The 22,152-nt window shown below is 72.0% G+C and carries 20 protein-coding genes; 10 read left to right on the top strand and 10 right to left on the bottom strand.

Annotated elements, in window-relative coordinates; all coding sequences use genetic code 11:
- Nucleotides 1-9 precede the first annotated feature (9 nt).
- The gene (gene sepH, locus DEI86_RS00550; protein WP_111012500.1) at nt 10-1,107 is read right to left on the bottom strand and encodes a septation protein SepH; all 1,098 of its coding nucleotides are present in this window, start codon (nt 1,105-1,107) and stop codon (nt 10-12) included.
- A gap of 297 nt (nt 1,108-1,404) precedes the next feature.
- On the opposite strand from sepH, the gene DEI86_RS00545 reads away from it, so the two are divergent.
- Complete coding sequence (locus DEI86_RS00545; RefSeq protein WP_111008960.1) at nt 1,405-1,701, top strand: DUF4193 domain-containing protein; 297 nt, start codon at nt 1,405-1,407, stop codon at nt 1,699-1,701.
- A 97-nt stretch (nt 1,702-1,798) separates the two neighbouring features.
- On the opposite strand, the gene DEI86_RS00540 is transcribed toward DEI86_RS00545, so the two are convergent.
- On the bottom strand, nt 1,799-2,230 hold the full coding sequence (locus DEI86_RS00540) for a DUF3093 domain-containing protein (protein WP_111008803.1): 432 nt from the start codon (nt 2,228-2,230) through the stop codon (nt 1,799-1,801).
- A 39-nt stretch (nt 2,231-2,269) separates the two neighbouring features.
- Here DEI86_RS00540 and dut point away from each other — a divergent pair, with 39 nt between their 5' ends.
- The 5 genes from dut to dxs all read left to right on the top strand — a co-directional run bounded on the left by dut (nt 2,270) and on the right by dxs (nt 9,293).
- Complete coding sequence (gene dut / locus DEI86_RS00535) at nt 2,270-2,800, top strand: dUTP diphosphatase (protein WP_111008804.1); 531 nt, start codon at nt 2,270-2,272, stop codon at nt 2,798-2,800.
- On the top strand, nt 2,797-3,504 hold the full coding sequence (locus DEI86_RS00530) for a DUF3710 domain-containing protein (RefSeq protein ID WP_111008805.1): 708 nt from the start codon (nt 2,797-2,799) through the stop codon (nt 3,502-3,504). The genes dut and DEI86_RS00530 overlap by 4 nt, the downstream gene beginning before the upstream one ends.
- On the top strand, nt 3,504-4,280 hold the full coding sequence (locus DEI86_RS00525; RefSeq protein WP_111048539.1) for a DUF3159 domain-containing protein: 777 nt from the start codon (nt 3,504-3,506) through the stop codon (nt 4,278-4,280). The genes DEI86_RS00530 and DEI86_RS00525 overlap by 1 nt, the downstream gene beginning before the upstream one ends.
- A gap of 70 nt (nt 4,281-4,350) precedes the next feature.
- Nucleotides 4,351-7,188, top strand: coding sequence for an aconitate hydratase (locus DEI86_RS00520; RefSeq protein ID WP_111048538.1), 2,838 nt, complete (start codon nt 4,351-4,353; stop codon nt 7,186-7,188).
- Between the two features lie 155 nt (nt 7,189-7,343).
- Entirely contained in the window at nt 7,344-9,293 is a 1,950-nt protein-coding gene (dxs, locus tag DEI86_RS00515; protein WP_111048537.1) for a 1-deoxy-D-xylulose-5-phosphate synthase, read from the top strand.
- 105 nt (nt 9,294-9,398) lie between these two features.
- On the opposite strand, the gene DEI86_RS00510 is transcribed toward dxs, so the two are convergent.
- From DEI86_RS00510 to DEI86_RS00485, 6 genes are all read right to left on the bottom strand, one after another.
- Nucleotides 9,399-11,567, bottom strand: a complete 2,169-nt coding sequence (locus DEI86_RS00510) for a 3-hydroxyacyl-CoA dehydrogenase NAD-binding domain-containing protein (RefSeq protein ID WP_111048536.1) — start codon at nt 11,565-11,567, stop codon at nt 9,399-9,401.
- A gap of 1 nt (nt 11,568) precedes the next feature.
- Complete coding sequence (locus tag DEI86_RS00505) at nt 11,569-12,780, bottom strand: thiolase family protein (protein ID WP_111008810.1); 1,212 nt, start codon at nt 12,778-12,780, stop codon at nt 11,569-11,571.
- A gap of 77 nt (nt 12,781-12,857) precedes the next feature.
- Nucleotides 12,858-14,126 (bottom strand): HRDC domain-containing protein, encoded by a 1,269-nt coding sequence (locus tag DEI86_RS00500; protein WP_375342157.1) that lies wholly within the window; start codon nt 14,124-14,126, stop codon nt 12,858-12,860.
- Nucleotides 14,119-14,715, bottom strand: coding sequence for a DUF3000 domain-containing protein (locus DEI86_RS00495; RefSeq protein WP_146242859.1), 597 nt, complete (start codon nt 14,713-14,715; stop codon nt 14,119-14,121). The genes DEI86_RS00500 and DEI86_RS00495 overlap by 8 nt, the downstream gene beginning before the upstream one ends.
- 174 nt (nt 14,716-14,889) lie before the next feature.
- A complete protein-coding gene (locus tag DEI86_RS00490; RefSeq protein WP_111008812.1) occupies nt 14,890-15,324 on the bottom strand; it encodes a SufE family protein in 435 nt (144 codons plus the stop codon).
- On the bottom strand, nt 15,321-16,244 hold the full coding sequence (locus DEI86_RS00485) for a sulfurtransferase (protein ID WP_111012495.1): 924 nt from the start codon (nt 16,242-16,244) through the stop codon (nt 15,321-15,323). Before DEI86_RS00485 ends, DEI86_RS00490 begins: the two co-directional genes overlap by 4 nt.
- Nucleotides 16,245-16,416: 172 nt before the next feature.
- Between DEI86_RS00485 and zapE the strand changes: the two genes are divergently transcribed.
- From zapE to DEI86_RS00470, 3 genes are all read left to right on the top strand, one after another.
- The gene (gene zapE, locus DEI86_RS00480; protein ID WP_111048534.1) at nt 16,417-17,445 is read left to right on the top strand and encodes a cell division protein ZapE; all 1,029 of its coding nucleotides are present in this window, start codon (nt 16,417-16,419) and stop codon (nt 17,443-17,445) included.
- Between the two features lie 243 nt (nt 17,446-17,688).
- On the top strand, nt 17,689-18,963 hold the full coding sequence (locus DEI86_RS00475; protein ID WP_111012494.1) for an ammonium transporter: 1,275 nt from the start codon (nt 17,689-17,691) through the stop codon (nt 18,961-18,963).
- Between the two features lie 71 nt (nt 18,964-19,034).
- Complete coding sequence (locus DEI86_RS00470; protein ID WP_181439663.1) at nt 19,035-19,694, top strand: tyrosine-protein phosphatase; 660 nt, start codon at nt 19,035-19,037, stop codon at nt 19,692-19,694.
- Between the two features lie 123 nt (nt 19,695-19,817).
- On the opposite strand, the gene DEI86_RS00465 is transcribed toward DEI86_RS00470, so the two are convergent.
- Nucleotides 19,818-20,141, bottom strand: coding sequence for a hypothetical protein (locus DEI86_RS00465; protein ID WP_111048532.1), 324 nt, complete (start codon nt 20,139-20,141; stop codon nt 19,818-19,820).
- A gap of 55 nt (nt 20,142-20,196) precedes the next feature.
- Nucleotides 20,197-21,168 carry an aldo/keto reductase gene (locus DEI86_RS00460; protein ID WP_111012491.1) on the bottom strand — a complete coding sequence of 324 codons (972 nt, stop codon included), beginning with the start codon at nt 21,166-21,168 and terminating at the stop codon, nt 20,197-20,199.
- A gap of 120 nt (nt 21,169-21,288) precedes the next feature.
- Between DEI86_RS00460 and DEI86_RS00455 the strand changes: the two genes are divergently transcribed.
- Entirely contained in the window at nt 21,289-22,140 is an 852-nt protein-coding gene (locus DEI86_RS00455; RefSeq protein ID WP_111008819.1) for an SDR family oxidoreductase, read from the top strand.
- Nucleotides 22,141-22,152: the final 12 nt, after the last annotated feature.

The following is a 22,152-nucleotide window of genomic DNA, read 5'->3' as shown; positions in this document are numbered from 1 at the left end:
GGTGCCGGATCAGGCCAGGTCGTCGTCCGGCCGCGTGCCGAACACGATCTCGTCCCAGCTCGGCATCGCCCGTCGGCTCCGCTTCTTCCGGTCCGGTCGGCCTCCGTCGGGCTGCTCCGCGGTGGAGCCCGACTCGTCCGCCCGGGGCGCGGACGACGGGCGGCCGCCGTCGCCCACCGGGTCGTCGACCCCGTCGGCGTCGCCGACCTCGCCGGGAGCGAGGGTGTCGAGCGGGATGTCCACGACGGTCACCGACCGGCGCTGCCGGTCGTCCCCGCGGCGGTCGTCCGAGTGGTCGCCGAACGTGGCGGCCTCGCGCTCACCGCGCCGGCGCCGCAGCGCCTCGAGCAGGTCGGCGGTCTCGTTCCCCGGGCCCCGTTCCTCGACGGCCGGCGCGCCGATGCGCGGCAGCGGTGCGCGGAGTGGCGGACGGTCGGCGGCCTCCCGGTCCGGTGCCGGACGCTGGTCGGTCTCGACCCGGAACGCGCCGGAGTCGAACCGGGTGGACGCGCTGTCCTCGGGCTCCGGATCGACGGCGCGGAGCCGAGGGGTGAGGCCCTCGTCGTCGTCCTCGCGCGACAGGCGGTGCGCGTCGCCGTTGTCGGGCGTCAGCGTCGAGGTCTTCGGGTCGAAGCGCCACTGCGCGTCGTGCTCGACCTCGTCCGCGATGTAGTGGACCTGCACCTGCCAGCCGTGCTCGACGTCCTTCCGGCTGGACCAGCGGACGTCGGTGGCGTCGCCGGCCTCGAGCCGCGCGGTGATGGCGTCGCCGAAGACCTCGGGTGCTCCCGCTTCGCCCGTGACGGAGACGCGTCGGGCGGCGTCGAGCACGAACGACCGCTCGGCCATCACCGGCCCCTCGAACCGACGGACGTCCTCGACCGCGACGCCCATGAGCTCGGCGACCTGCTCGCTGCTCAGCCCGGCGCGGATGCGCGCCTGGATCTCCTTGGGCGGGATCCGGCGGTGCGGCTCGCCCTCGGCGGGGCTCGCTTGGCGGACCTGGCCGGACAGCGAGGGGGTGACCGCGAGCCGGTACTCGCTCCCGGAGTCGGTCGCGAGGAGGATCGCGCCCGGTTCCACACCGATGACTCTCACGTCTTGCATCTGTCCGCCTTCCCGTGCATGCGTACAGTCCGGAAGTGTGCCACCCGCCCGACCCCGCGACCGGGACGTCGTGGGCGTGCCGCGCGGAAACGTCGTCGGCCTCGTGTCCGTGGCCGGCCGCTGACGCCGGTACCGAGATGGCGTGCCGACGGGCTGGAAGCGGGAATGCGCAGCCGGCACGACGGGTTGCACCGCCTGCTGGAGCACCGGATCGCACGGTTTGCGAATCATCGGTACTTGATGCAAACTGTCGCCGCCGATCCCGGCGACGACCCCTCTCAACGAGAACGGATGGGCATGGCCACCGACTACGACGCCCCTCGGAAGACCGACGACGACTCCGAGTCGATCGAGGCACTGAAGGAGCGCGTCCCCGACAAGATGTCGGGTGTCGTGGACGTCGACGACGCCGACAACCCCGGCAGCTTCGAACTCGCCGGACAGGACCTCTCCGACGTCGACCTCGACGTCGTGGTGCTGCCGCCGCAGGTGGACGAGTTCACCTGCGTCGAGTGCTTCCTCGTGAAGCACCGCTCGCAGCTCGACCACGAGACGAAGCTCGGTCCCGTCTGCATGGAGTGCGCCTCGGCGTAGTCCACACCCCGCACGTCGAACGGCGCCGGATCCCGATCGGGGTCCGGCGCCGTTCGTCGTCCTCCCGACCGGCGCCGTTCGTCGTCCTCCCGACCGGTCAGCGTCCGAGGGCCGCGACGACCTGGTCGGGGTGCCGCACGGACACCAACCAGTACGGGGTCGGGTCCTGCGCGTCGGCGACCTCGACCTTGACCACGCCGTGGACGTAGCCACGGAAGAGCGTCCAGGCGCGCGCGTCCAACGTCGGCCCGCGCTCGCGGGTCGCCGCGCTGCCGTCGTACCCCTGCACGGCGCCGACAGCGCTCCGCGGCAGGTGCGCGCGGCCCGCCCGGAACTCGTCCTCGGTCACCTCGACGATCGGTGCGAGCAGCCAGAGCATGACGAGGACCGCGAGCTCCATGCCGATCGCGACGACGACGCCGACGGTGGTGTTGATGGGCAGGAACACGAGCAGGCTGGCGGGGATCACCAGCGCGGTCGCGAGGTAGAGGGTCGGGGGAGCCCAGAGTCGTTCGCGGTACACGGTCACCCCCCTATTCGACCACGCCGTGTGCACTACCCTCGTCACGTGACCGAGCCCCTCGACGTGCCATGGACCGGGGCGGACGCCCCTCGGTTCGCCCACCCGGGAGACGCCGGAGCCGACCTCGTCTCCACCGAGGCGGTGGTGCTCGCCCCCGGTGAGCGTCGACTCGTCGGCACCGGCGTACGGATCGCCCTGCCCGACGGGTACGCCGGGTTCGTGGTGCCGCGGAGCGGTCTGGCCGCCAAGCACGGGATCACGATCGTCAACGCGCCCGGCACGATCGACGCCGGGTACCGCGGGGAGCTCAAGGTCGCCCTGCTCAACACGGACCAGCGCGAGTCGTACTCGGTGGCGGTGGGGGACCGCATCGCCCAGCTCGTCGTGATGCCCGTGCCCGCCGTGCGGTTCGTCGCCGTCGACGAGCTCCCGGACAGCGTACGCGGACACGGCGGATTCGGGTCGTCCGGGTACGGTACGGCGGTGGACGTGAGCGTGGCGGCCGCCCCCACGACGGAGGGCGCGGCGGACGGCACGCGACCCGGAACGGACGACCAGGAAGGAGCCGGCGCATGAGGATCGGCAGGGGCAAGAAGGGCACCGAGCCCGCCGAGGAGGTCGAGCTCGCCTCGACCACGCCCGAGGTGGACATCGCGGACGAGGCCGACGAGGCGCTCGACGAGGTCGTGACGGTCGAGCCGACGGCGAAGTCGGCTCCTGCTGACCGCGAGGAGAACGGGCCGCTCGACGAGACCGAGGCGAATCCCGTGCGTCCGTACGTCGACCTCGGCGGGGTGAAGATCCTGCCGCGTGAGGGCCTCCACCTCCGCCTCGAGGTCGAGGAGGGCTCGCAGCGGGTCGTCGCGGTCGGTCTCGACTTCGAGGAGTCGACGCTCCAGGTGCAGCCGTTCGCCGCGCCCCGGACGACGGGGCTCTGGCACGAGATCCGCGCGCAGATCGCCGAGCAGATCGGTCGGCAGGGTGGCGTGGCGACCGAGGTGGACGGGCCGCTCGGCCCGGAGCTCCGCGCGGACGTCCCGGTGGTCGGCGAGGACGGCGTCACCGACGGGCTGCGGACCGCGCGCTTCGTCGGGGTCGACGGGCCCCGCTGGTTCCTCCGCGGTGTGATCGCCGGCAAGGCGGCGGAGGACCCCGAGGCCGCGACCGAGATCGAGGACCTGTTCCGGAGCGTGGTCGTCGTCCGTGGGACGAGTCCCATGCCGCCCCGCGACCTCATCCCGCTCCACATGCCGAAGACGATGCCGACCGCGACGATCTGATGACGTCGGACCCGAGCGCCCCGCTCCCCGAGGACCACGCCACAGACCACGCCGACGCGCTGTCGTTGTCGGCGCAGCTGCGTGACGCGGTCGCGCGGGCCGGCATCGCGCGGGTCGCTCCGGGCGAGGCGCCATCGGGCCGGGCGCTCGTCGCGGCGGTCGGCGGGGTGCGCGGACTGGCCGAGTCGATCCTCCCGGGGTTCGCGTTCCTGATCGTGTTCGCCGTCACGCACCAGCTCGTGCCGAGTGTCGTGGTCCCCGTGCTCGTCGGGCTCGTGTTCGTCGGGCTGCGGCTCGTGCAGCGTCAGCCGCTCGTCACCGCGCTCTCCGGGATCCTCGGCGTCGCGATCTCCGCCGGCCTGTCGCTGTTCACCGGGCGCGCCGAGAGCAACTTCGTGCCGGGCATCGTCGTGAACGCGGTGTCCCTGGCCGTGTTGCTCGCCACCCTCGTGGCCCGACGGCCGCTCATCGGGATCGTCGTGGGGCTCCTGCTGCCGGAGGGCGACCACTGGCGCAGCGACCCCGTCAAGCGCCGTGTGCTCACCGTGGCGACCTGGCTCTGGGCGGGGCTGTTCGCGGTGCGGCTCGCGATCGAGGTCCCGCTCTACCTCGCCGCGCAGGTGGAGCTCCTGGCCGGCATCAAGCTCGTCACCGGGGTACCGCTCTACGCGGCGATGCTCTGGGTGACGTGGCTGCTCGTCCGCTCCGTGTTCGGGCAGGTCGCCGACGGCGGCACCGGGGACGTCGACGCCGCCGGAGGCCCCGACCGCGTGTAGCATCTGTCTCGACATCGAGACATCTCGGGCCCGCGACGGAGCGGGCCCGACCAGCAAGGGAGGCGGCACGATGGCTGCGTTGAACAGCTTCGGTTCGAAGGACGTCCTCACGGTCGGGGGTGTCGACCACGCGTTCCACCGCATCGACACCGTGCCCGGACACGAGCGACTCCCGTACAGCCTGAAGGTCCTGCTCGAGAACCTGCTCCGCACCGAGGACGGCGCGAACGTCACCGAGGCGCAGATCCGCGCGCTCGGCTCCTGGGTGCCGACCGCGGAGCCCGACACCGAGATCCAGTTCACGCCCGCGCGCGTCGTGATGCAGGACTTCACCGGCGTGCCGTGCATCGTCGACCTGGCCACCATGCGTGAGGCGATGGCGGAGATCGGCGGGGACCCGACGAAGATCAACCCCCTCGCACCGGCCGAGCTCGTCATCGACCACTCGGTGATCGCCGACCTCTTCGGACGTGCTGACGCGCTGAAGGTCAACACGGACATCGAGTACGAGCGGAACGGCGAGCGGTACCAGTTCCTCCGCTGGGGCCAGACCGCGTTCGAGGACTTCAAGGTCGTCCCGCCGGGCACCGGCATCGTCCACCAGGTGAACATCGAGTACCTCGCCCGTGTCACCTACACGCGCGAGATCGACGGCGAGCTGACGGCCTACCCGGACACCCTCGTCGGCACCGACTCGCACACCACGATGGTGAACGGGCTCGGCGTCCTCGGGTGGGGCGTCGGCGGCATCGAGGCCGAGGCGGCGATGCTCGGTCAGCCGGTGTCGATGCTCATCCCGAAGGTCGTCGGGTTCAAGCTGTCCGGTGCGATCCCGGCCGGCGTCACCGCGACCGATGTCGTCCTGACGATCACCCAGATGCTCCGGAAGCACGGCGTGGTCGGCAAGTTCGTCGAGTTCTACGGCGAGGGCGTCGCCCAGGTGCCGCTCGCGAACCGCGCGACGATCGGCAACATGAGCCCGGAGTTCGGGTCGACCGCCGCGATCTTCCCGGTCGACGACGTCACGCTCGAGTACCTGCGCCTCACCGGGCGCGAGGAGTCGCAGATCGCCCTCGTCGAGGCCTACTCCAAGGCGCAGGGCCTCTGGCACGACCCCTCGGTGGAGCCGGCGTACTCCGAGTACCTCGAGCTCGACCTCTCGACGGTCGTGCCGTCGATCTCCGGACCGAAGCGGCCCCAGGACCGCATCGAGCTCTCGGTCGCCAAGGACCAGTTCGAGGTCGACCTGGCGAACTACGCCACGACGACGCCGTCGGAAGAGGACAAGGCCGTCGCCGACTCGTTCCCCGCGTCGGACCCGGTGGCCGCCGCGCCCGGCGACGAGCACGCCGTCCAGGACGACGCGGACGCCCAGCCGTCGGAGGTCCCGCTCCACGCCGCCAGCGCGCCGAACACGGCGTCGAAGCCGGTCCGGGTGGCGCTCGACGGCGGCGACGCGTTCACGATCGACCACGGCGCGGTCGCCATCGCCGCGATCACGTCGTGCACGAACACGTCGAACCCGTCGGTCATGCTCGCGGCCGGGCTCCTCGCCCGGAACGCCGCGAAGAAGGGCCTGAAGTCGAAGCCGTGGGTCAAGACCACGCTCGCGCCCGGGTCGAAGGTCGTCACGGACTACTACGAGAAGGCCGGGCTCACCGGGTACCTCGAGGACCTCGGGTTCTACACGGTCGGCTACGGCTGCACCACGTGCATCGGCAACTCCGGCCCGCTGCCCGACGAGATCTCGCAGGCGGTGCAGGACAACGACCTCGCGGTGACCGCGGTGCTCTCCGGCAACCGGAACTTCGAGGGGCGCATCAACCCCGACGTCAAGATGAACTACCTGGCGTCCCCGCCCCTCGTGATCGCGTACGCGCTGGCCGGGTCCATGCACTTCGACTTCGACGCGGACGCGCTCGGCACCGACCAGTCGGGGGAGCCGGTGTACCTCAAGGACATCTGGCCCGACGCGGCCGAGGTGCAGGAGGTCATCGACCACTCCATCGACACCGGGATGTTCACGCACGAGTACGCCTCGGTGTTCGAGGGCGACGACCGCTGGAAGTCCCTGCCGACGCCGACCGGTGACACGTTCGAGTGGGACGCCGAGTCGACCTACGTCCGGAAGCCCCCGTACTTCGAGGGCCTGACGATCGAGACCACCCCGGTGTCGGACATCAGCGGCGCCCGGGTGCTCGCGAAGCTCGGCGACTCCGTCACGACCGACCACATCTCGCCCGCCGGGTCCATCAAGGCGGACAGCCCCGCCGGGCACTACCTGGCCGAGCACGGGGTGGACCGGAAGGACTTCAACTCGTACGGGTCGCGCCGCGGCAACCACGAGGTGATGATCCGCGGGACGTTCGCGAACATCCGGCTCAAGAACCTGTTGCTCGACGGCGTCGAGGGTGGGTACACGCGGGACTTCACGACCCCGGAGGGTGAGCAGGCCTTCATCTACGACGCGTCGCAGCACTACCAGGCGCAGGGTGTCCCGCTCGTGATCCTCGGCGGCAAGGAGTACGGATCCGGGTCCTCCCGCGACTGGGCGGCGAAGGGCACGAACCTGCTCGGCGTCCGTGCGGTGATCGCGGAGAGCTTCGAGCGCATCCACCGCTCGAACCTCATCGGCATGGGTGTCGTGCCGCTGCAGTTCCCGGCGGGCGAGACCGCGGACTCGCTCGGACTCGACGGCACCGAGGTCGTGTCGATCTCGGGGCTCGAGCAGCTCAACGACGGGACGACCCCGCGCACCGTGCACGTCACCGCGACGCCGAGTGAGCACTCGCCCGCGGGTGCCCAGCCCGTCGAGTTCGACGCGGTGGTGCGCATCGACACCCCCGGCGAGGCCGACTACTACCGCAACGGCGGCATCCTGCAGTACGTGCTCCGCTCGCTCGTCTAGGTGACCGGTGGACGGACGGGAGGGAGGGTGCCACTGGCACCGTCCCTCCCGTCCGTCCAGGTCACCATCTGCGCGACGAGCCCCGCGCCGCCCGCAACCAGACCGTTCTGCGGTGGCGCGAATACACTGAGCGTTCGCCCACGAAAGGAGCGTCCGTGAGCCTGTTGTCCGGCATCCGGTCGCCACGCGACCTCAAGCGTCTGTCCGACACCCAGATGGTCGAGCTCGCAGCGGAGATCCGCACGTTCCTCGTGGCCGAGGTGGCGAAGACGGGCGGGCACCTCGGGCCGAACCTCGGCGTGGTGGAACTCACCCTCGCCATGCACCGGGTGTTCGACTCGCCGCACGACCCCATGGTGTTCGACACCGGGCACCAGTCGTACGTCCACAAGCTCATCACGGGGCGGCAGGACTTCAGCGGCCTGCGGACACAGGGCGGTCTCGCCGGGTACCCGCAGCGATCCGAGTCCGAGCACGACATCGTCGAGTCCTCGCACGCGTCGTCGTCGCTGTCGTGGGCGGACGGCATCTCGCGGGGGTTCCAGCTCACCGGGCAGAGTGATCGCACCGTCGTGGCCGTGGTCGGTGACGGCGCGCTCACCGGCGGCATGACGTGGGAGGCCCTCAACAACATCTCGGACGACAACGACCGCCGTCTCGTCATCGTCGTCAACGACAACGGCCGCTCCTACGCGCCGACGATCGGCGGCATGGCGCGGTTCCTCAACCAGGTGCGGACGCGGCGTGAGTACCGCGAGATGTACGAGCGCACCCAACGCTTCGCGAGCCACTTCGGGCATCCCGGACGCGCCGTGTACCGGGGACTCCGGGGCGGCATGCACGGGTTCCTGTCGCGGTTCACGAACAACGAGGCGCTGTACTCGAACCTCGACATCAAGTACATCGGACCGGTCGACGGCCACGACGAGCGCGCGCTCGAAGCCGCGTTCCGGCAGGCGAAGGACTACGGGACGCCGGTCATCGTGCATGCGATCACCGAGAAGGGGCACGGCTTCGAGCCCGCGCTCCGTGACGTCGCCGACCAGTTCCACGCCGTCGGGCACATCGACCCCGAGACGGGCGAGTCGCTCGAGAGCGCGAGCGCCGGACCCGCCTGGACGGACGTGTTCGCGGAGGCACTCGCGCAGGCCGGCGACGACGACGAGCGCATCGTCGCGATCACCGCGGCGATGCTCCGGCCGACGGGACTGCACCGGTTCCAGGAGCGGCACCCGGAGCGCGTGTACGACGTGGGGATCGCCGAGCAGCACGCCGTCACCACGGCAGCGGGGCTCGCGTTCGGCGGACTGCACCCGGTCGTGGCGCTCTACGCGACGTTCGTGAACCGCGCGTTCGACCAGGTCCTCATGGACGTCGCCCTGCACCGCGCCGGCGTGACCTTCGTGCTCGACCGCGCCGGCGTCACCGGTCCGGACGGGCCGAGCCACCACGGCATGTGGGACCTCGCGATCCTGCAGGTCGTCCCGGGCATCCGCATCGCTGCGCCCCGTGACGCCAGCACCCTCCGCGAGGAGTTCCGCGAGGCCGTCGCCGTCGACGACGCCCCGACCGTCGTGCGGTTCCCGAAGGGCGCGGTCGGGCCGGACATCCCCGCGGTGCACCGCCTCGCGGACGGCGTGGACGTGCTCCGGTCGGCCTCGGACTCGTCGGACGCCGAGGACGTCCTCATCGTCGCGGTCGGGGCGATGGCACCGATCGCGCTCGACGTCGCCGCGCTCCTCGAAGCGCAGGGCATCGGCGCCACGGTGGTCGACCCGCGATGGGTCGTGCCCATCGCGACCTCGCTCGTCGACCTCGCGCGCGACCACCGGCTCGTCATCACGCTCGAGGACGGCGTCCGCGTCGGGGGCATCGGGACGCGACTGCGGCAGGACCTCCGCGCGGCGGGGGTCGACACCGCGGTGAACGAGCTCGGGCTGCCCGACGCGTTCATCGACCACGCGTCGCGGTCCCAGATCCTCGAGCAGGTCGGACTGTCGGCACAGGCGATCGCGCGCGACGTGGTCGACCAGGTCGTGGGCACGAAGCTGCCGAAGGCGAAGCCCGCCCCCGCTCGCGCGTCGTCGGGCTCGGCGCAGCGCTGACGGCGGCGGGGTCCCCGACCGCCGTCGCACCGCCGGGTGCCGGTCGCACGGGGGCATCCCGGTGTCCGAACGGGGTACCCCGGTGCGACGCGGCCGGAGCGGCGCTCAGCGGGAGGCCGGACCCACGATCCGCGGGTCGTGGAACGTGCCGCCGAACACCCGCTCGGACGCGCCGACCCGGTCGAGGTACGGGCTGATGCCGCCCGAGTGGAACGGGTACCCGGCGCCGAGGATCAGCCCGAGGTCGATGTCCTCGACGGCGGAGACGACGCCCTCGTCGAGCATGCGGTGGAGCTCGTCCGCGAGGCCGTCCTCGAAGCGTCGCTGGATCTCGGCCGCGGACGACGGCGTCGCGTCCTTCTTCGCGGGCGCGACGAGTTCCACCGCCGCCCGGTCGTACCCGGTCACGGCGCCCTTCTTGTCGCGCGTCGTGATGGCACCGTGCTCGGCGAGCCGCCGGAGCCCGTCGCCCGGCCAGTAGCGGTCGGGGAACGCCTGGTGGTGGGAGTCGAGCACGTGGGCGCCGACGGGCAGACCGACGAGTTCGAGCAGCTCGAACGGCGACATCGGGAGGCCGAGCGGTGCGGCGCCCTCGGCCACGACCTCGAACGGGGTGCCCTGCTCGACGCCGCGCATCGCCTCGCCGAGGACCCGGGCGAGCACACGGTTCACGACGAAGCCGGGGGCGTCCGCCGTGATGATCGCGGTCTTCTTCAGCGTCCGCGCGACGGCGAGTGCGGTCGAGACGGCCTCGTCCGACGTCCGCGGTGCGCGGACAACCTCGACGAGCGGCATGACCGCGACGGGGTTGAAGAAGTGGAAGCCGACGAGGCGGTCCGGGTGCTCGAGCGCGTCGGCCATGGCCTCGACCGAGAGCGACGACGTGTTCGTGGCGAGGATCGCGTCCGGGGCGACGATCTGCTCGACCCGGCGGAGGACGTCCTGTTTGACGCCGAGTTCCTCGAACACGGCCTCGATGACCCAGTCCGCGTCAGCGAACGGCTCGAGGGACACCGTGCCGGAGACGAGGCCCACGATCCGGTTGGCGTCGTCGGGCGAGATCCGTCCCTTGCCGAGCAGCGCGTCGACCTCGCTGCGGATCCGGGCCACCCCGGCATCGACGCGGCCCTGGTCGAGGTCGGTGATGACCACGGGCACACCGAGACGGCGGGCGAACAACAGCGCGAACTGCGACGCCATGAGTCCGGCACCGAGCACGCCGACCTTCGTGATCGTCCGCGGAGCGGCCTCGGGTGCGCCGACCGGATGCTTGGCGCGCTTCTGCACGAGGTCGAACGCGTACATCGACGCGGCGAACTGGTCGCCGCTGATGAGGTCCGCGAGGGCGTCGTCCTCGGCCGCGAACCGGTCGTCGAGGCTGCCGGAACGGGCGGCGGCGACGAGGTCGAGAGCGACCCGGGGCGAGCGCGGCACGGTGCCGATCCGGCCCGTGACCTGCCCTCGGGCGACCTTGACGACCGTGCCCCAGGTGGCCTTGGCGAGGGTACCCGGCTCGTTCGGGCGCTGCACCGTCACCCGACCGGACAGCACGCCGTCGGCCCAGCGCAGCGCATCGGTGAGGAACATCGCCGAGGGCACGAGCGCATCGCCGATGCCGAGTTCGACGGCGGTGGGCCCGTCCATGAGCCGGTTGTTCTTCAGCGGGTTCTCCACGATGACGCGGAGCGCGCGCTCGGGCCCGATGAGCCGCGGGAGCAGCGTCGCGCCGCCCCAGCCGGGGATGATCCCGAGGAACACCTCGGGCAGCCCGATGCCCTGCGCCGCGGACGAGAACACGCGGTAGGTGCAGTGCAGCGCGACCTCGAGTCCGCCGCCGAGGGCCATCCCGTTGACGAAGGCGAACGACGGCACGCCGAGGTCGCCGAGCCGCCGGAGGGTGTCGTGTCCGAGCCGGGCGAGCGCGTGCGCGGTCTCGCGGTCCGGCACGCGGGAGGCCTGGGAGAGGTCGGCGCCGGCGGCGAGGCAGTACTGCTTGCCCGTGATGGCCGCGGCGCGGATCGTGCCGGCGGCGGCGTCCGCGCGCACCTGGTCGAGCGCCTCGCCGAGCGCCCGGAGCGACCGCGGGCCGAGCGTGTTGGGGCGTTTGTGGTCCTTGCCGTTGTCGAGCGTGATGAGCGCCAGACGGCCTCCGGAGGGCAGCGCCACGTGCTTGACGTGGGCGTTCGTGACGACCTCGTCGGCCGCGAGCGCCTCGAGTCGGTCGAGCACGGCCTGGTCCGGTGCCGCGGTGGCGTTCGTGCCGGTCGTGGTCATGTCAGGCCGCCTTCCGTGCCGCGCTGCGCGAGAAGCCCGGGTTCTCCCAGACCACCGTGCCGCCCTGCCCGAGTCCGATGCACATCGTCGTGATCCCGTACCGGACCTCGGGGTGCTCGGCGAACTGGGCGGCGAGCTGGGTCATGAGCCGGACACCGCTCGACGCGAGGGGGTGGCCGACCGCGATGGCCCCGCCCCACGGGTTCACCTTCTCGCTGTCCTCCGGGATGCCGTAGTTGTCGAGGAACGCCAGGACCTGCACGGCGAACGCCTCGTTGATCTCGAACAGCCCGATGTCGTCGATCGACAGCCCGGCCTTCCGGAGCGCCTTGTCCGTCGCCGGGACGGGTCCGACGCCCATGACCTCGGGGTCGACGCCGGCGAACGCGAACGACACCATGCGCATCTTCGTCGGGAGTCCGTGCTGCTTCGCGCCGTCCTCCGAGGCGAGGAGGCTCATCGTGGCGCCGTCGTTGAGGCCGGCGGCGTTGCCGGCGGTGACCCGTCCGTGGGGCCGGAACGGTGTCCCCAGCGCGGCCAGGGCCTCCAGGGTGGTGCCGGGCCGCGGCGGTTCGTCGCGGTCGACGACGTCCCAGCCCGATCCGGTCGCGACCGCGACGGGGACGAGGTCCGGCTGGAGCTTCCCGGCCTCCCACGCCGCCTGGTACCGCTGCTGGGAGCGGACGGCGTAGGCGTCGGTGCGGTCCTTCGTGATCGCGGGGAACCGGTCGTGCAGTCGTTCCGCGGTGTTGCCCATGACGAGTGCGTCGCCCGCGACCATGCGCTCGGCGAGGAACCGGGGGTTCGGGTCCACCCCGAAACCCATCGGGTGCCGACCCATGTGCTCGACCCCGCCGGCGATCGCGACGTCGGCGGCGCCGAACGCGATCGCCCCGGCCAGGGTCGTCACGCTCGTCATCGCGCCGGCGCACATCCGGTCGATCGCGTAGCCGGGAACCGACTTCGGGAGGCCCGCGAGCATGCCGACCGTGCGGCCGAGCGTCAGTCCCTGGTCGCCCTGCTGCGTCGTCGCGGCGACCGCGACGTCGTCCACGGCGGCGCCGTCCAGCGACGGGTTCCGGTCGAGCAGGCCACGCATCGCGTGCGTCGCGAGGTCGTCCGCCCGGGTGTTCCAGAACACGCCCTTCTCGCCGGCGCGTCCGAACGGGGTCCGGACACCGTCCACGAAGACGACGTCTGATGCCTTGGTCACATGAGCCTCCTGATCTTCCTCGATCATCGCCGACGCTATGCCGGGCGCGACCCCGGAGCGAGTCGGTTGGCCGGTTCCTACGAGGCGGACTCGCCGCCCGGCTCGTCGGCCTGTCCGGCTGCCACAAACGCGGCGGCGATGCGGTCCGCGGTCTCCTCGATCTGCCACGGGCGGGCGTCGAGCGCGGCCAGGGCGTCGGCGACGGTCTCGGGGGTCACGGGCGAGGGGGGCTCCCACGCGAGCGTCCGGAGGGTGTCCGGAGTGAGCAGGTTCTCGACCGGGAGCGCGAGCTCCTCGGCGCGCGCCACGACCGCCGGTCGCGCCGCCTTGTACCGGCGATCGGCCGCGGGATTGCGGTCCGACCACGCACGCGGCGGCGGGAGGGACGGCTCACCCGTTCCACGCACCGACGGGAGGTCCGTGGTCGCCCGGCCCTCCTCGACGGCGGCCCACCACCGGTCGAGTTCGCTGCGGCTCGCGCGCCCGGAGAACGTCTTGACGGCACCCAGCTCGCGCTTCGACGACGGGTTCGCGGCCGCGGCGGCGATGATCGCCGAGTCCGGGATCGTGCGCCCGGGCGCGACGTCCGCCGCCTGGGCGTAGGCGTCACGCGCCTGCCAGAGCGCCCGTGCGATCGCGAGGGACCGCTGTCCGCGGAGCGTGTGCAGCCCCGAGAGCCGGCGCCAGGGCTCCGCGCGCGCGGGCTTCGGCACGCGCGTCAGGACCGCCGCGAACTCCTGTTCGGCGATGTGGGCCTTGCCGGACCGTTCGAGGCGCTCGGCCATCTCGTCGCGGAGGTCGACGAGGAGCTCGACGTCGAGGGCCGCGTACACGAGCCACGCCTGGGGGAGCGGACGTGTGGACCAGTCGGCGGCGGAGTGCTCCTTGGCGAGGTGGATCCCGAGGAGCTCCTCGACGACCGCGCCGAGGCCGACGCGGCTGAGTCCCGCGAGCCGCGCTCCGAGCTCGGTGTCGAAGATGCGCCGCGGCACGAGCCCGACCTCGCGGAGGCACGGCAGGTCCTGGCTCGCGGCGTGGAACACCCACTCCTCGTCCCCGATGACCGCTTGGAGCGCGGCGAACGCGTCGGCGTCCTCGGCCCGGATCGCGATCGGATCGAGCAGGAACACCCCGGCACCGCGGCGGTAGACCTGGATCAGGTAGGCGCGCTGGGAGTACCGGTAGCCGCTCGCGCGCTCGGCGTCGACCGCGACCGGACCGTGACCGGCGGCGATGTGCGCGACGGCCTGCCGGTACGCCGCGAGGTCCTCGATGACGCGGACGGTCGCGTGGGAGTCCTCGACGCCGGGGTCCGTTCCGTCGGGCGTCGTGCGCTGGTCAGTCACGGGCGAGCCGCCTCGGGGCGAGGAGGGTGACGCCGTCCGACGACGGTGGGAGTCCGGCGAGCATCGCGACGATGTCCTCCCAGGCCCGCACGTGCGCCGTGAGGTCGTCATCGGTCGGGCTCCACGAGGCACGGAGCTCGAGCTGGGCGCCGTCGCCCTGGGCGCTCAGCTCGCCGTAGCCGCGCGAGATGATCTTGGTCGCCGTGCCGGAGGCGTGGTCGTACGCGGCACCGTGCGCCGCGAGGGCGTCGACGAGCCAGCTCCACGTGACGTCGGCGACGAACTCGTCCACCCCGATCTCGGGCTCGAGGGGCGCCTGGGCGAACGTGACGACGCGGAACGGGCCGTACCAGCCCTCGGGCTCCGCCGGGTCGTACATGGCGATGAACCGACCGGTGCCGAGGTCGGAGTCGACCCCGTGGGCGATCCCCGAGACGTCGGCGGCCAGCGCGAGGGAGTGCGGCGCCACCCGGCTCGGCGACGGGATCTCGGTCACGGTCGTCTCCGACCGGGTCGAGCCCTGGGCCACGAACGTCCGCAGGCGCGCGAACGCCTCGGGTTCCGCGGTCGGTGCAGGGGTATCGGACACCTCTGCAGACTAGGCTCCGGAGCCGGGACCGGGAGGGGCGGCACGCCGTCCGTCGGTCTGCTCGGCAGGGAGGACGCGTGCGATGAGCGGAACGGCGTCGTCGGCGCGCCTCGCGAGGAGTGTCCTCACGGTCGGTCGCGGCGCCGGCACGGTCACCCTCGGACGCACCGTGACCTACGCGGCGACGGCCGCCCGGACCTGCCGCTGCACCCGGCCGAGCATGCCGACCATGCCGCGGATCCGCAGCGGGCTCACGGCCTCGCTGAGTCCGAGCGTCAGCGGGTAGTCCGCCGGCACCGCCAGGACCTCGTCCGAGGTCAGTCCGCTGAGTCCCTGCGCGAGGATCGACGCGAAGCCGCGGGTGGTCGGGGCCTCGCGCGGAGCCGTGGCGTGCATCGTGACCACGCCGTCGTCGACCGTGACGAAGATGAACACGGGGGACTGGCACTCCTCGACGCGCTCGAGCAGATCCGGGTGCTCGGCGTACTCCTGCGGCAGCGCCGGGAGTTCGTCCGAGAACTCGAGCAGCAGCTGCAGGCGGTCCTGGAGCCCCAGCGCGAGGAAGTCGTCGCGGATCGTGGCGAGCGACGCGGGCAGCGTGTCGGTCATCGGGTCCGTCCCGCCGGGATGTCGCCCGGCTCGGTGCCCGTCGCGATCGGCACGCGCACCGCGCTGCCCCACTCGGTCCACGAGCCGTCGTAGTTCTTGACGTCCTGGATCCCGAGCAGGTGCGTGAGCACGAACCAGGTGTGGCTCGACCGCTCGCCGATGCGGCAGTAGGCGATCACGGCGTCGTCGTCGCCGATGCCCGCACCGTCGCGGTACACGGCGTCCAGCTCGGCTCGAGGACGGAACGTGCCGTCCGGCGCCGCCGCGGTCGCCCACGGGATGTTCGTGGCGGTCGGGATGTGGCCGGCGCGCAGCGCGCCCTCCTCCGGGTAGTCCGGCGCCGTGGTGCGCTCACCCGAGTACTCGGCGGGGCTCCGGACGTCGATCAGGGGCTCGCCGAGGTGCGCGAGGACGTCCTCCTTGAAGGCGCGGACGGCGCTGTCCCGCCGCTCGACCACGGGGTACTCGACCGGCGTCACCTCGGTCCGGTCCGTCGTCATGGGGCGGCCCTCGGCCACCCACTTCGCCCGCCCGCCGTCGAGCAGACGGACGTCCTCGTGCCCGAAGAGGGTGAAGACCCACAACGCGTACGCGGCCCACCAGTTGTTCTTGTCACCGTGGATGACGACCGTCGTGTCGCGCGCGATCCCCTTGCCGCCGACCAGGCGCGCGAACGCCTCGCCGTCGATGTAGTCGCGCTGCACCGGGTCGTTCAGGTCGGTGTGCCAGTCGATCTTGACGCTGCCGGGGATGTGGCCGGTCTCGTACAGGAGCACGTCCTCGTCGGACTCGACGACGACGAGGTCGTGCTGACCGGGTTCCGCGGCCGTCAGCCGTTCGGCGAGCCACGCGGTCGACACGAGTCGCTCGGGGTGGGCGTACGCGGCGAACTGCTCGGACGGGTCGACCGGGGCGGTCATGGGTACCTCCTGGGCCCCTCGGGGCCGGTTCGGATCGTGCGGGTGGACATCGGACGCGGATAGCATCGACGGGCGGCGCCCGGACAACGCTACGCGTCCGCACCGTCCGTGGTCGATCAACGTGACGACGGGTGACGCTGTTCCCGATCCCTCGACGGAAGGTCCGACCAGCATGCCGAACGACGCCGTCGGGACCCTGCCGCGTCTGGCGGACCGGGACCCCGTCGTCACGCCGGAGCAGATGGCCGCGGCGCTCGTCCCGCCGCCGCAGTTCGCCGACGCGTCGTTCGCCTCGTACCGACCCGACCCCGACTTCCCGTCGCAGGCCGAGGTCTGCGATGCCGTCGAGCGGTTCGTCGCCGACCGGCCCGTGTCCGCCCGCCGCGGACTGTTCGGCCGTCGGCGTCCCGCACCCGAGCCGACGACGTCGGGCGTGTACCTCGACGGCGGCTTCGGTGTCGGCAAGACCCACCTGCTGGCGGCGGCGTACCACGCGGAGACCGGCCGCCGGACGTTCGGGACGTTCATCGAGTACACGGCACTCGTCGGTGCGCTCGGGTTCCAGGGCACCGTGGACCTGCTCACGGGCACGGCGCTCGTGTGCATCGACGAGTTCGAGCTCGACGACCCGGGCGACACCATGATGATGACCCGGCTGATCCGGGAACTCGCCCAGCGCGGTACCCGCATCGCGGCGACGTCGAACACCCCGCCCGGGGCCCTGGGCGAGGGCCGGTTCGCGGCGCAGGACTTCCTCCGGGAGATCCAGGCGATGGCGGACCGGTTCACCACGCTCCGCATCGACGGGCTCGACTTCCGCCGCCGCTCCACCGACGAGACCGCCGCGACCGTCGACGACGTCGCCGCGGTCCTCCGCGCCCTGCCGGGAGGCCAGGCGCGCGTCACCGAGGACCGGTTCGCCGACCTCGTCGCGCACCTCGGGACGGTGCACCCCTCGCGGTACGTCGCGATGGTCGAGGGGCTCGACGCGGCCGGCCTCGTCGACGTCGTGCCGTTCACCGACCAGACCGACGCGCTCCGGTGGGTCGCGCTCGTGGACCGCCTGTACGACGCCCAGGTGCGGCTCGTGGCGTCCGGCACTCCGCTCGACCAGGTGTTCCCGGAGTCCATGCTCTCGGGTGGGTACCGCAAGAAGTACCTCCGTGCCGCGTCGCGCGTGGTCGCGCTGACGCGCGCCTGAACGCCGCTCCGGCGCGTCGGCTGCGCGTCGGCACCTGTTCGGGGGAGGTCCTCGGCTGCTGTCGAGCGCCGCGCCAGCCTGCCGAAACACAACGTTCACACGGCGGCGCGTCGTGTTACATCCGTGAAACACGCCGTGCTCCGGAGTGAAACCTCTCGTCGCCACACTGGTCCCACCCGAGGCGGGCCCGTCAGACGCGGACAGCGCCGCCGACGCGGTCCACAGCAACAGAGAGGTGAACAGATGCTCAACCAAGGTCAAACGGCCTTCATCTTGATCATGGCGGCGCTGGTGTTGTTCATGACGCCGGGCCTCGCGTTCTTCTACGGCGGCCTGGTCAAGGCGAAGAGCGTCATCAGCATGATGATGATGTCCTTCGGCGCGATCGGTCTCGTGAGCGTCCTGTGGGTGCTGTACGGCTACGCGATCTCGTTCGCGAACACCGGCCCCGGCACCCACGTCGTCGGCAAGGTCGGGTTCTTCAGCATCGACCTCAACCAGCTCGGTCTCGGCCAGGCGTTCGAGCAGTCGCAGGCATCGACGCTCCACGCCACGTACCCCGACCTCGCGTTCGTCGGGTTCCAGGCCACGTTCGCGATCATCACGGTCGCGCTCATCTCCGGCGCCATCGCCGACCGCGCCAAGTTCGGCGCCTGGATGATCTTCTCCGGCATCTGGGTGACCCTCGTCTACTTCCCGGTCGCCAGCTGGGTGTTCAACCTCAAGTCCGGCATGTTCGCCACGTGGGGTGTCATCGACTTCGCGGGTGGCACGGCGGTCCACATCGACGCCGGTGCCGCGGGCCTCGCCCTCGCGATCGTGCTCGGCCGCCGCGTCGGGTTCGCCAAGGGCGCCCACAAGCCGCACAACCCCCCGTTCGTCCTGCTCGGCGCCGGCATCCTCTGGTTCGGCTGGTTCGGGTTCAACGCCGGGTCCGAGGGCGCCGCGGACGGCATCGCCTCGCTCGCGTGGATCAACACGCTCGCCGCACCCGCCGCCGCCGTGCTCGGCTGGCTCATGATCGAGAAGATCCGCGACGGCAAGGCCACCTCGGTCGGCGCGGCGTCGGGCGCCGTCACCGGTCTCGTCGCGATCACGCCCGCCTGTGCCGCGCTGACGCCCGGCTGGGGCGTCGTCCTCGGGTTCGTCTCGGGCATCATCTGCTGCTTCGCGATCGACTGGAAGTACCGCCTCGGCTTCGACGACTCGCTCGACGTCGTCGGCGTCCACCTGGTCGGCGGCATCGTCGGCACGCTGTGGCTCGGGTTCTTCGCGAACACCACCGGGCTCATCTACTCCGGCTCGTTCGTGCAGCTCGGCAAGCAGGCCACCGCGGCCGGCGTCGTGCTCGTCTACTCGTTCGTCCTCGCCTTCGTGATCGGCTGGATCGTCGAGAAGACCATCGGGTTCCGCGTCCGCGCCGAGGACGAGGTCGCCGGCATCGACACCGCCGTCCACGGCGAGGAGGGCTACGTGCTCTACGAGGAGGCCGACCGCACCCCGGTCTCCGTCCGCTGACCCACGCGACACGCACGACGCCCCCGGCTCCGCGCCGGGGGCGTCGTCGTGTCCGGTGGCAGACTGACGCGGTGACCACGACGACACCGCCCACGCTCGCCAACTTCCGTGAGGTCGGCGGACCCGGGTTCCAGGCGGGGCGGACCCGCACCGTCTACCGCTCGAACACCGAGGACGTGCCGGCCACCGCCTACCCCGTCGTGCTCGAGACGGTCGTGGACCTGCGCCGCGGCGACGAGGTCGCCGCGCTCGCGCACCCGCTCCGCGCGGCCGCGGGCTACCGGAACGTGCCGCTGTTCGACCCCGCGGCCGGTGAGGAGTCGGCCCCGGACGCCCTCGAGCTCCGCGACCAGTACGTGGACTGGCTCGTGCGGCACCGAGCGACGATGCTCCTCGTGTTCCGCGCCCTGGCCGAGACCGAGGGCGACGTGCTGGTCTGTTGCTCCGCGGGCAAGGACCGCACCGGCGTCGTCAGCGCGTTGCTCGCCCGGCTCTGGGGTGCGGACCTCGACCGCATCGGCGCGGACTACGCCGCGACCGGGGCGGCGCTGGCGGGCCGTTTCGCCCGCGAACGCGCCGAGGCTGCCGACGCCGAGCACTTCGACCGGAACGCCCGATCGGAGGCCGCCACGGCCGTCGCGGTCGTCGAGCACGTGGAGGAGCGGTTCCTGTCCGTCCGCGGCTACCTGCGCTGGCTCGGGCTGAGCGACCGCGAGGTCGACCGGCTCTGACCTCGGGTCCCGGCCACCGGCCCCCGGCCCGGGAACCGCGAGATCGCGGACGATGCCGCCCTGTCGTGTGTCAGAGCGGCATCTCGTGCGACCTCGATCGTCCCGGGTCCCGGGGTCAGGGCATCACGGCAGGTCGGCGCCGTCCGCGCGGTCGCCGCCCGGTGCCTCCTGGTCGTCCTGCTGGGTGCCCGAGGACGCGTCGCCGGCCGCATCGGCCGCGCCGACCATCGCGTCGCCGCCGCGCGCGTCGTCACCGAGTGCGGCCAGGGCGCTCTGCTCCTGCTCGCCCCGGTCCTCCCGGTCGAGGCCGGACGAGCCGTCCTCGGCGCGACCCATCTGCTCCGGGTGCTGGTCCATGTGCCGGTCGCCCGACTCGGATGCCTCGTGCTGCAGGCTCGCACCCACGCTCGCGGCACCCTCGTTCATCCCGCCGTGGTCGTTCACCATGTCGTCGTCCTCTCCGAGTTCCCGGCCACCGGATGGGTGACCGGCGCGTCCGTCGTCACCAGGCGTAATCCTCCGGGGACGTCTTGTGCCCCGGGAAGATCTCGTCGAGGCGGTCGAGCGCCGCCTGGTCGAGGTGGATGTCCACGGATGCCACCGCCGACTCGAGCTGCTGCATCGTCCGCGGGCCGGTGATCGGCGCGGTCACGCCCGGCTGGTGGAGCAGCCACGCGAGCGCGAGCTCGCCCGGCGCGTGGCCGATCTCCTTCGCGAACGCCTCGTACTGCTCGATCGCGGGTCGGTTCGCCTCGAGGGCCTCCTTCGCGCGACCCTCGAGCCGGCGGGAGCCCTCCTCGGTCTTCTCGATGACGCCACCGAGCAGACCGCCCTGGAGCGGCGACCACGGGATCATGCCGAGGCCGTACGCGCGCGCGGCGGGCAGGGTCTCGCGCTCGACGTCGCGGACGAGCAGGTTGTAGATCGACTGCTCACTGACGAGGCCGACGAAGTTCCGGCGCGCGGCGGCCTCCTGCGCCTGGGCGATGTGCCACCCGGCGAAGTTGCTCGACCCGGCGTACAGGACCTTGCCCTGCTGGACGGCGACCTCCATCGCCTGCCAGATCTCCTCCCAGGGCGTCTCCCGGTCGATGTGGTGGAACTGGTACAGGTCGACGTGGTCCGTCTGCAGCCGGCGGAGCGAGTCGTCGAGCTGACGACGGATCGCCAGGGCCGAGAGCTTCGACTCGTTCGGCCAGTCGCCCATGTCGCCGTACAGCTTGGTCGCGATGACCGTGCGTTCGCGGCGGCCGCCGCCCTGCGCGAACCAGCGGCCGACGATCTGCTCGGTGACGCCCTCGCCCTTCTGCCAGCCGTACACGTTGGCGGTGTCGAAGAAGTTGACGCCGAGGTCGTGGGCGCGGTCCATGATCGCGAACGAGTCCTCCTCGCTCGTCTGTGGTCCGAAGTTCATGGTGCCGAGCACGGCGCGGGAGACGGACAGGCCGGTGCGTCCGAGGTGTGTGTATTCCATGCCTCCGGGTCTACGCCTCCCGCTGAGCGCGGGTCCAGGAGCAGCGGACCAGCCTGGGTGCCGTGCGTCCGCCACGCATCGCCAACGGACGCCGACGGAGCAACGACAGGAGAGGACCACATGAGCGACCAGCAGCAGCCCCCGCAGCAGCAGGACACCCCCGGCAGTGAAGCCGAGCTCGGCCCCAAGGCGGACCACGGCGAGCAGTCGTACAAGGGCTCGGGCAAGATGACCGGCAAGCGTGCCGTCATCACGGGCGGCGACAGCGGCATCGGCAAGGCCGTGGCCATCGCGTTCGCCCGCGAGGGCGCCGACGTGCTCATCAGCTACCTCCCGGACGAGGAGGAGGACGCCCAGGACACGAAGCACTGGATCGAGGACGCCGGCCGGAAGGCCGTCCTGTTCCCCGGTGACCTGTCCGACCCGGCGTACTGCCGCTCCGTGATCGCGACGGCGGTCGAGGAGTTCGGCGGGCTCGACGTACTCGTCAACAACGCCGCGTTCCAGATGACGCACGAGACGCTCGAGGAGATCCCCGACGAGGAGTGGGACCACACCATCGCCACGAACCTCAGCGCCTACTTCCACCTCGCGAAGGCCGCCCTGCCGCACATGGAGGCGGGCGCGTCGATCATCGGCACGAGCTCGGTCAACTCGGACAACCCCGTGCCGACGCTCCTGCCCTACGACGTGACGAAGGCCGGCATCGCGAACTTCTCGGCTGCGCTCGCGCAGCTCGTCGGGTCGCGCGGCATCCGCGTGAACAGCGTCGCGCCAGGGCCGATCTGGACGCCGCTCATCCCGTCGACGATGCCCGAGGAGCAGGTCGAGTCGTTCGGGTCGCAGGCGCCGCTCGGTCGCGCCGGCCAGCCCGCGGAACTCGCCCCGGTGTACGTGCTCCTGGCCAGTGACGACGGCAGCTACGTCTCCGGTGCCCGCATCGCCGTCACCGGCGGCACGCCGATCCTCTGATCCGCGGCCACG

It is taken from the genome of Curtobacterium sp. MCBD17_028 (assembly GCF_003234875.1).
Taxonomy (GTDB): domain Bacteria; phylum Actinomycetota; class Actinomycetes; order Actinomycetales; family Microbacteriaceae; genus Curtobacterium.
Note: the sequence above shows the minus strand (reverse complement) of the source record. Positions and strands in the feature narration are given on the sequence as shown.

Bases quoted from the DNA above. Each gene is read 5' to 3' on its own strand.
- sepH (WP_111012500.1), bottom strand. From the start codon at position 1,107: ATGCAAGACGTGAGAGTCATCGGTGTGGAACCGGGCGCGATCCTCCTC.
- DEI86_RS00545 (WP_111008960.1), top strand. From the start codon at position 1,405: ATGGCCACCGACTACGACGCCCCTCGGAAGACCGACGACGACTCCGAG.
- DEI86_RS00530 (WP_111008805.1), top strand. From the start codon at position 2,797: ATGAGGATCGGCAGGGGCAAGAAGGGCACCGAGCCCGCCGAGGAGGTC.
- DEI86_RS00525 (WP_111048539.1), top strand. From the start codon at position 3,504: ATGACGTCGGACCCGAGCGCCCCGCTCCCCGAGGACCACGCCACAGAC.
- DEI86_RS00520 (WP_111048538.1), top strand. From the start codon at position 4,351: ATGGCTGCGTTGAACAGCTTCGGTTCGAAGGACGTCCTCACGGTCGGG.
- DEI86_RS00510 (WP_111048536.1), bottom strand. From the start codon at position 11,567: ATGACCACGACCGGCACGAACGCCACCGCGGCACCGGACCAGGCCGTG.
- DEI86_RS00490 (WP_111008812.1), bottom strand. From the start codon at position 15,324: ATGACCGACACGCTGCCCGCGTCGCTCGCCACGATCCGCGACGACTTC.
- DEI86_RS00485 (WP_111012495.1), bottom strand. From the start codon at position 16,244: ATGACCGCCCCGGTCGACCCGTCCGAGCAGTTCGCCGCGTACGCCCAC.
- zapE (WP_111048534.1), top strand. From the start codon at position 16,417: ATGCCGAACGACGCCGTCGGGACCCTGCCGCGTCTGGCGGACCGGGAC.
- DEI86_RS00475 (WP_111012494.1), top strand. From the start codon at position 17,689: ATGCTCAACCAAGGTCAAACGGCCTTCATCTTGATCATGGCGGCGCTG.
- DEI86_RS00465 (WP_111048532.1), bottom strand. From the start codon at position 20,141: ATGGTGAACGACCACGGCGGGATGAACGAGGGTGCCGCGAGCGTGGGT.
- DEI86_RS00460 (WP_111012491.1), bottom strand. From the start codon at position 21,168: ATGGAATACACACACCTCGGACGCACCGGCCTGTCCGTCTCCCGCGCC.
- DEI86_RS00455 (WP_111008819.1), top strand. From the start codon at position 21,289: ATGAGCGACCAGCAGCAGCCCCCGCAGCAGCAGGACACCCCCGGCAGT.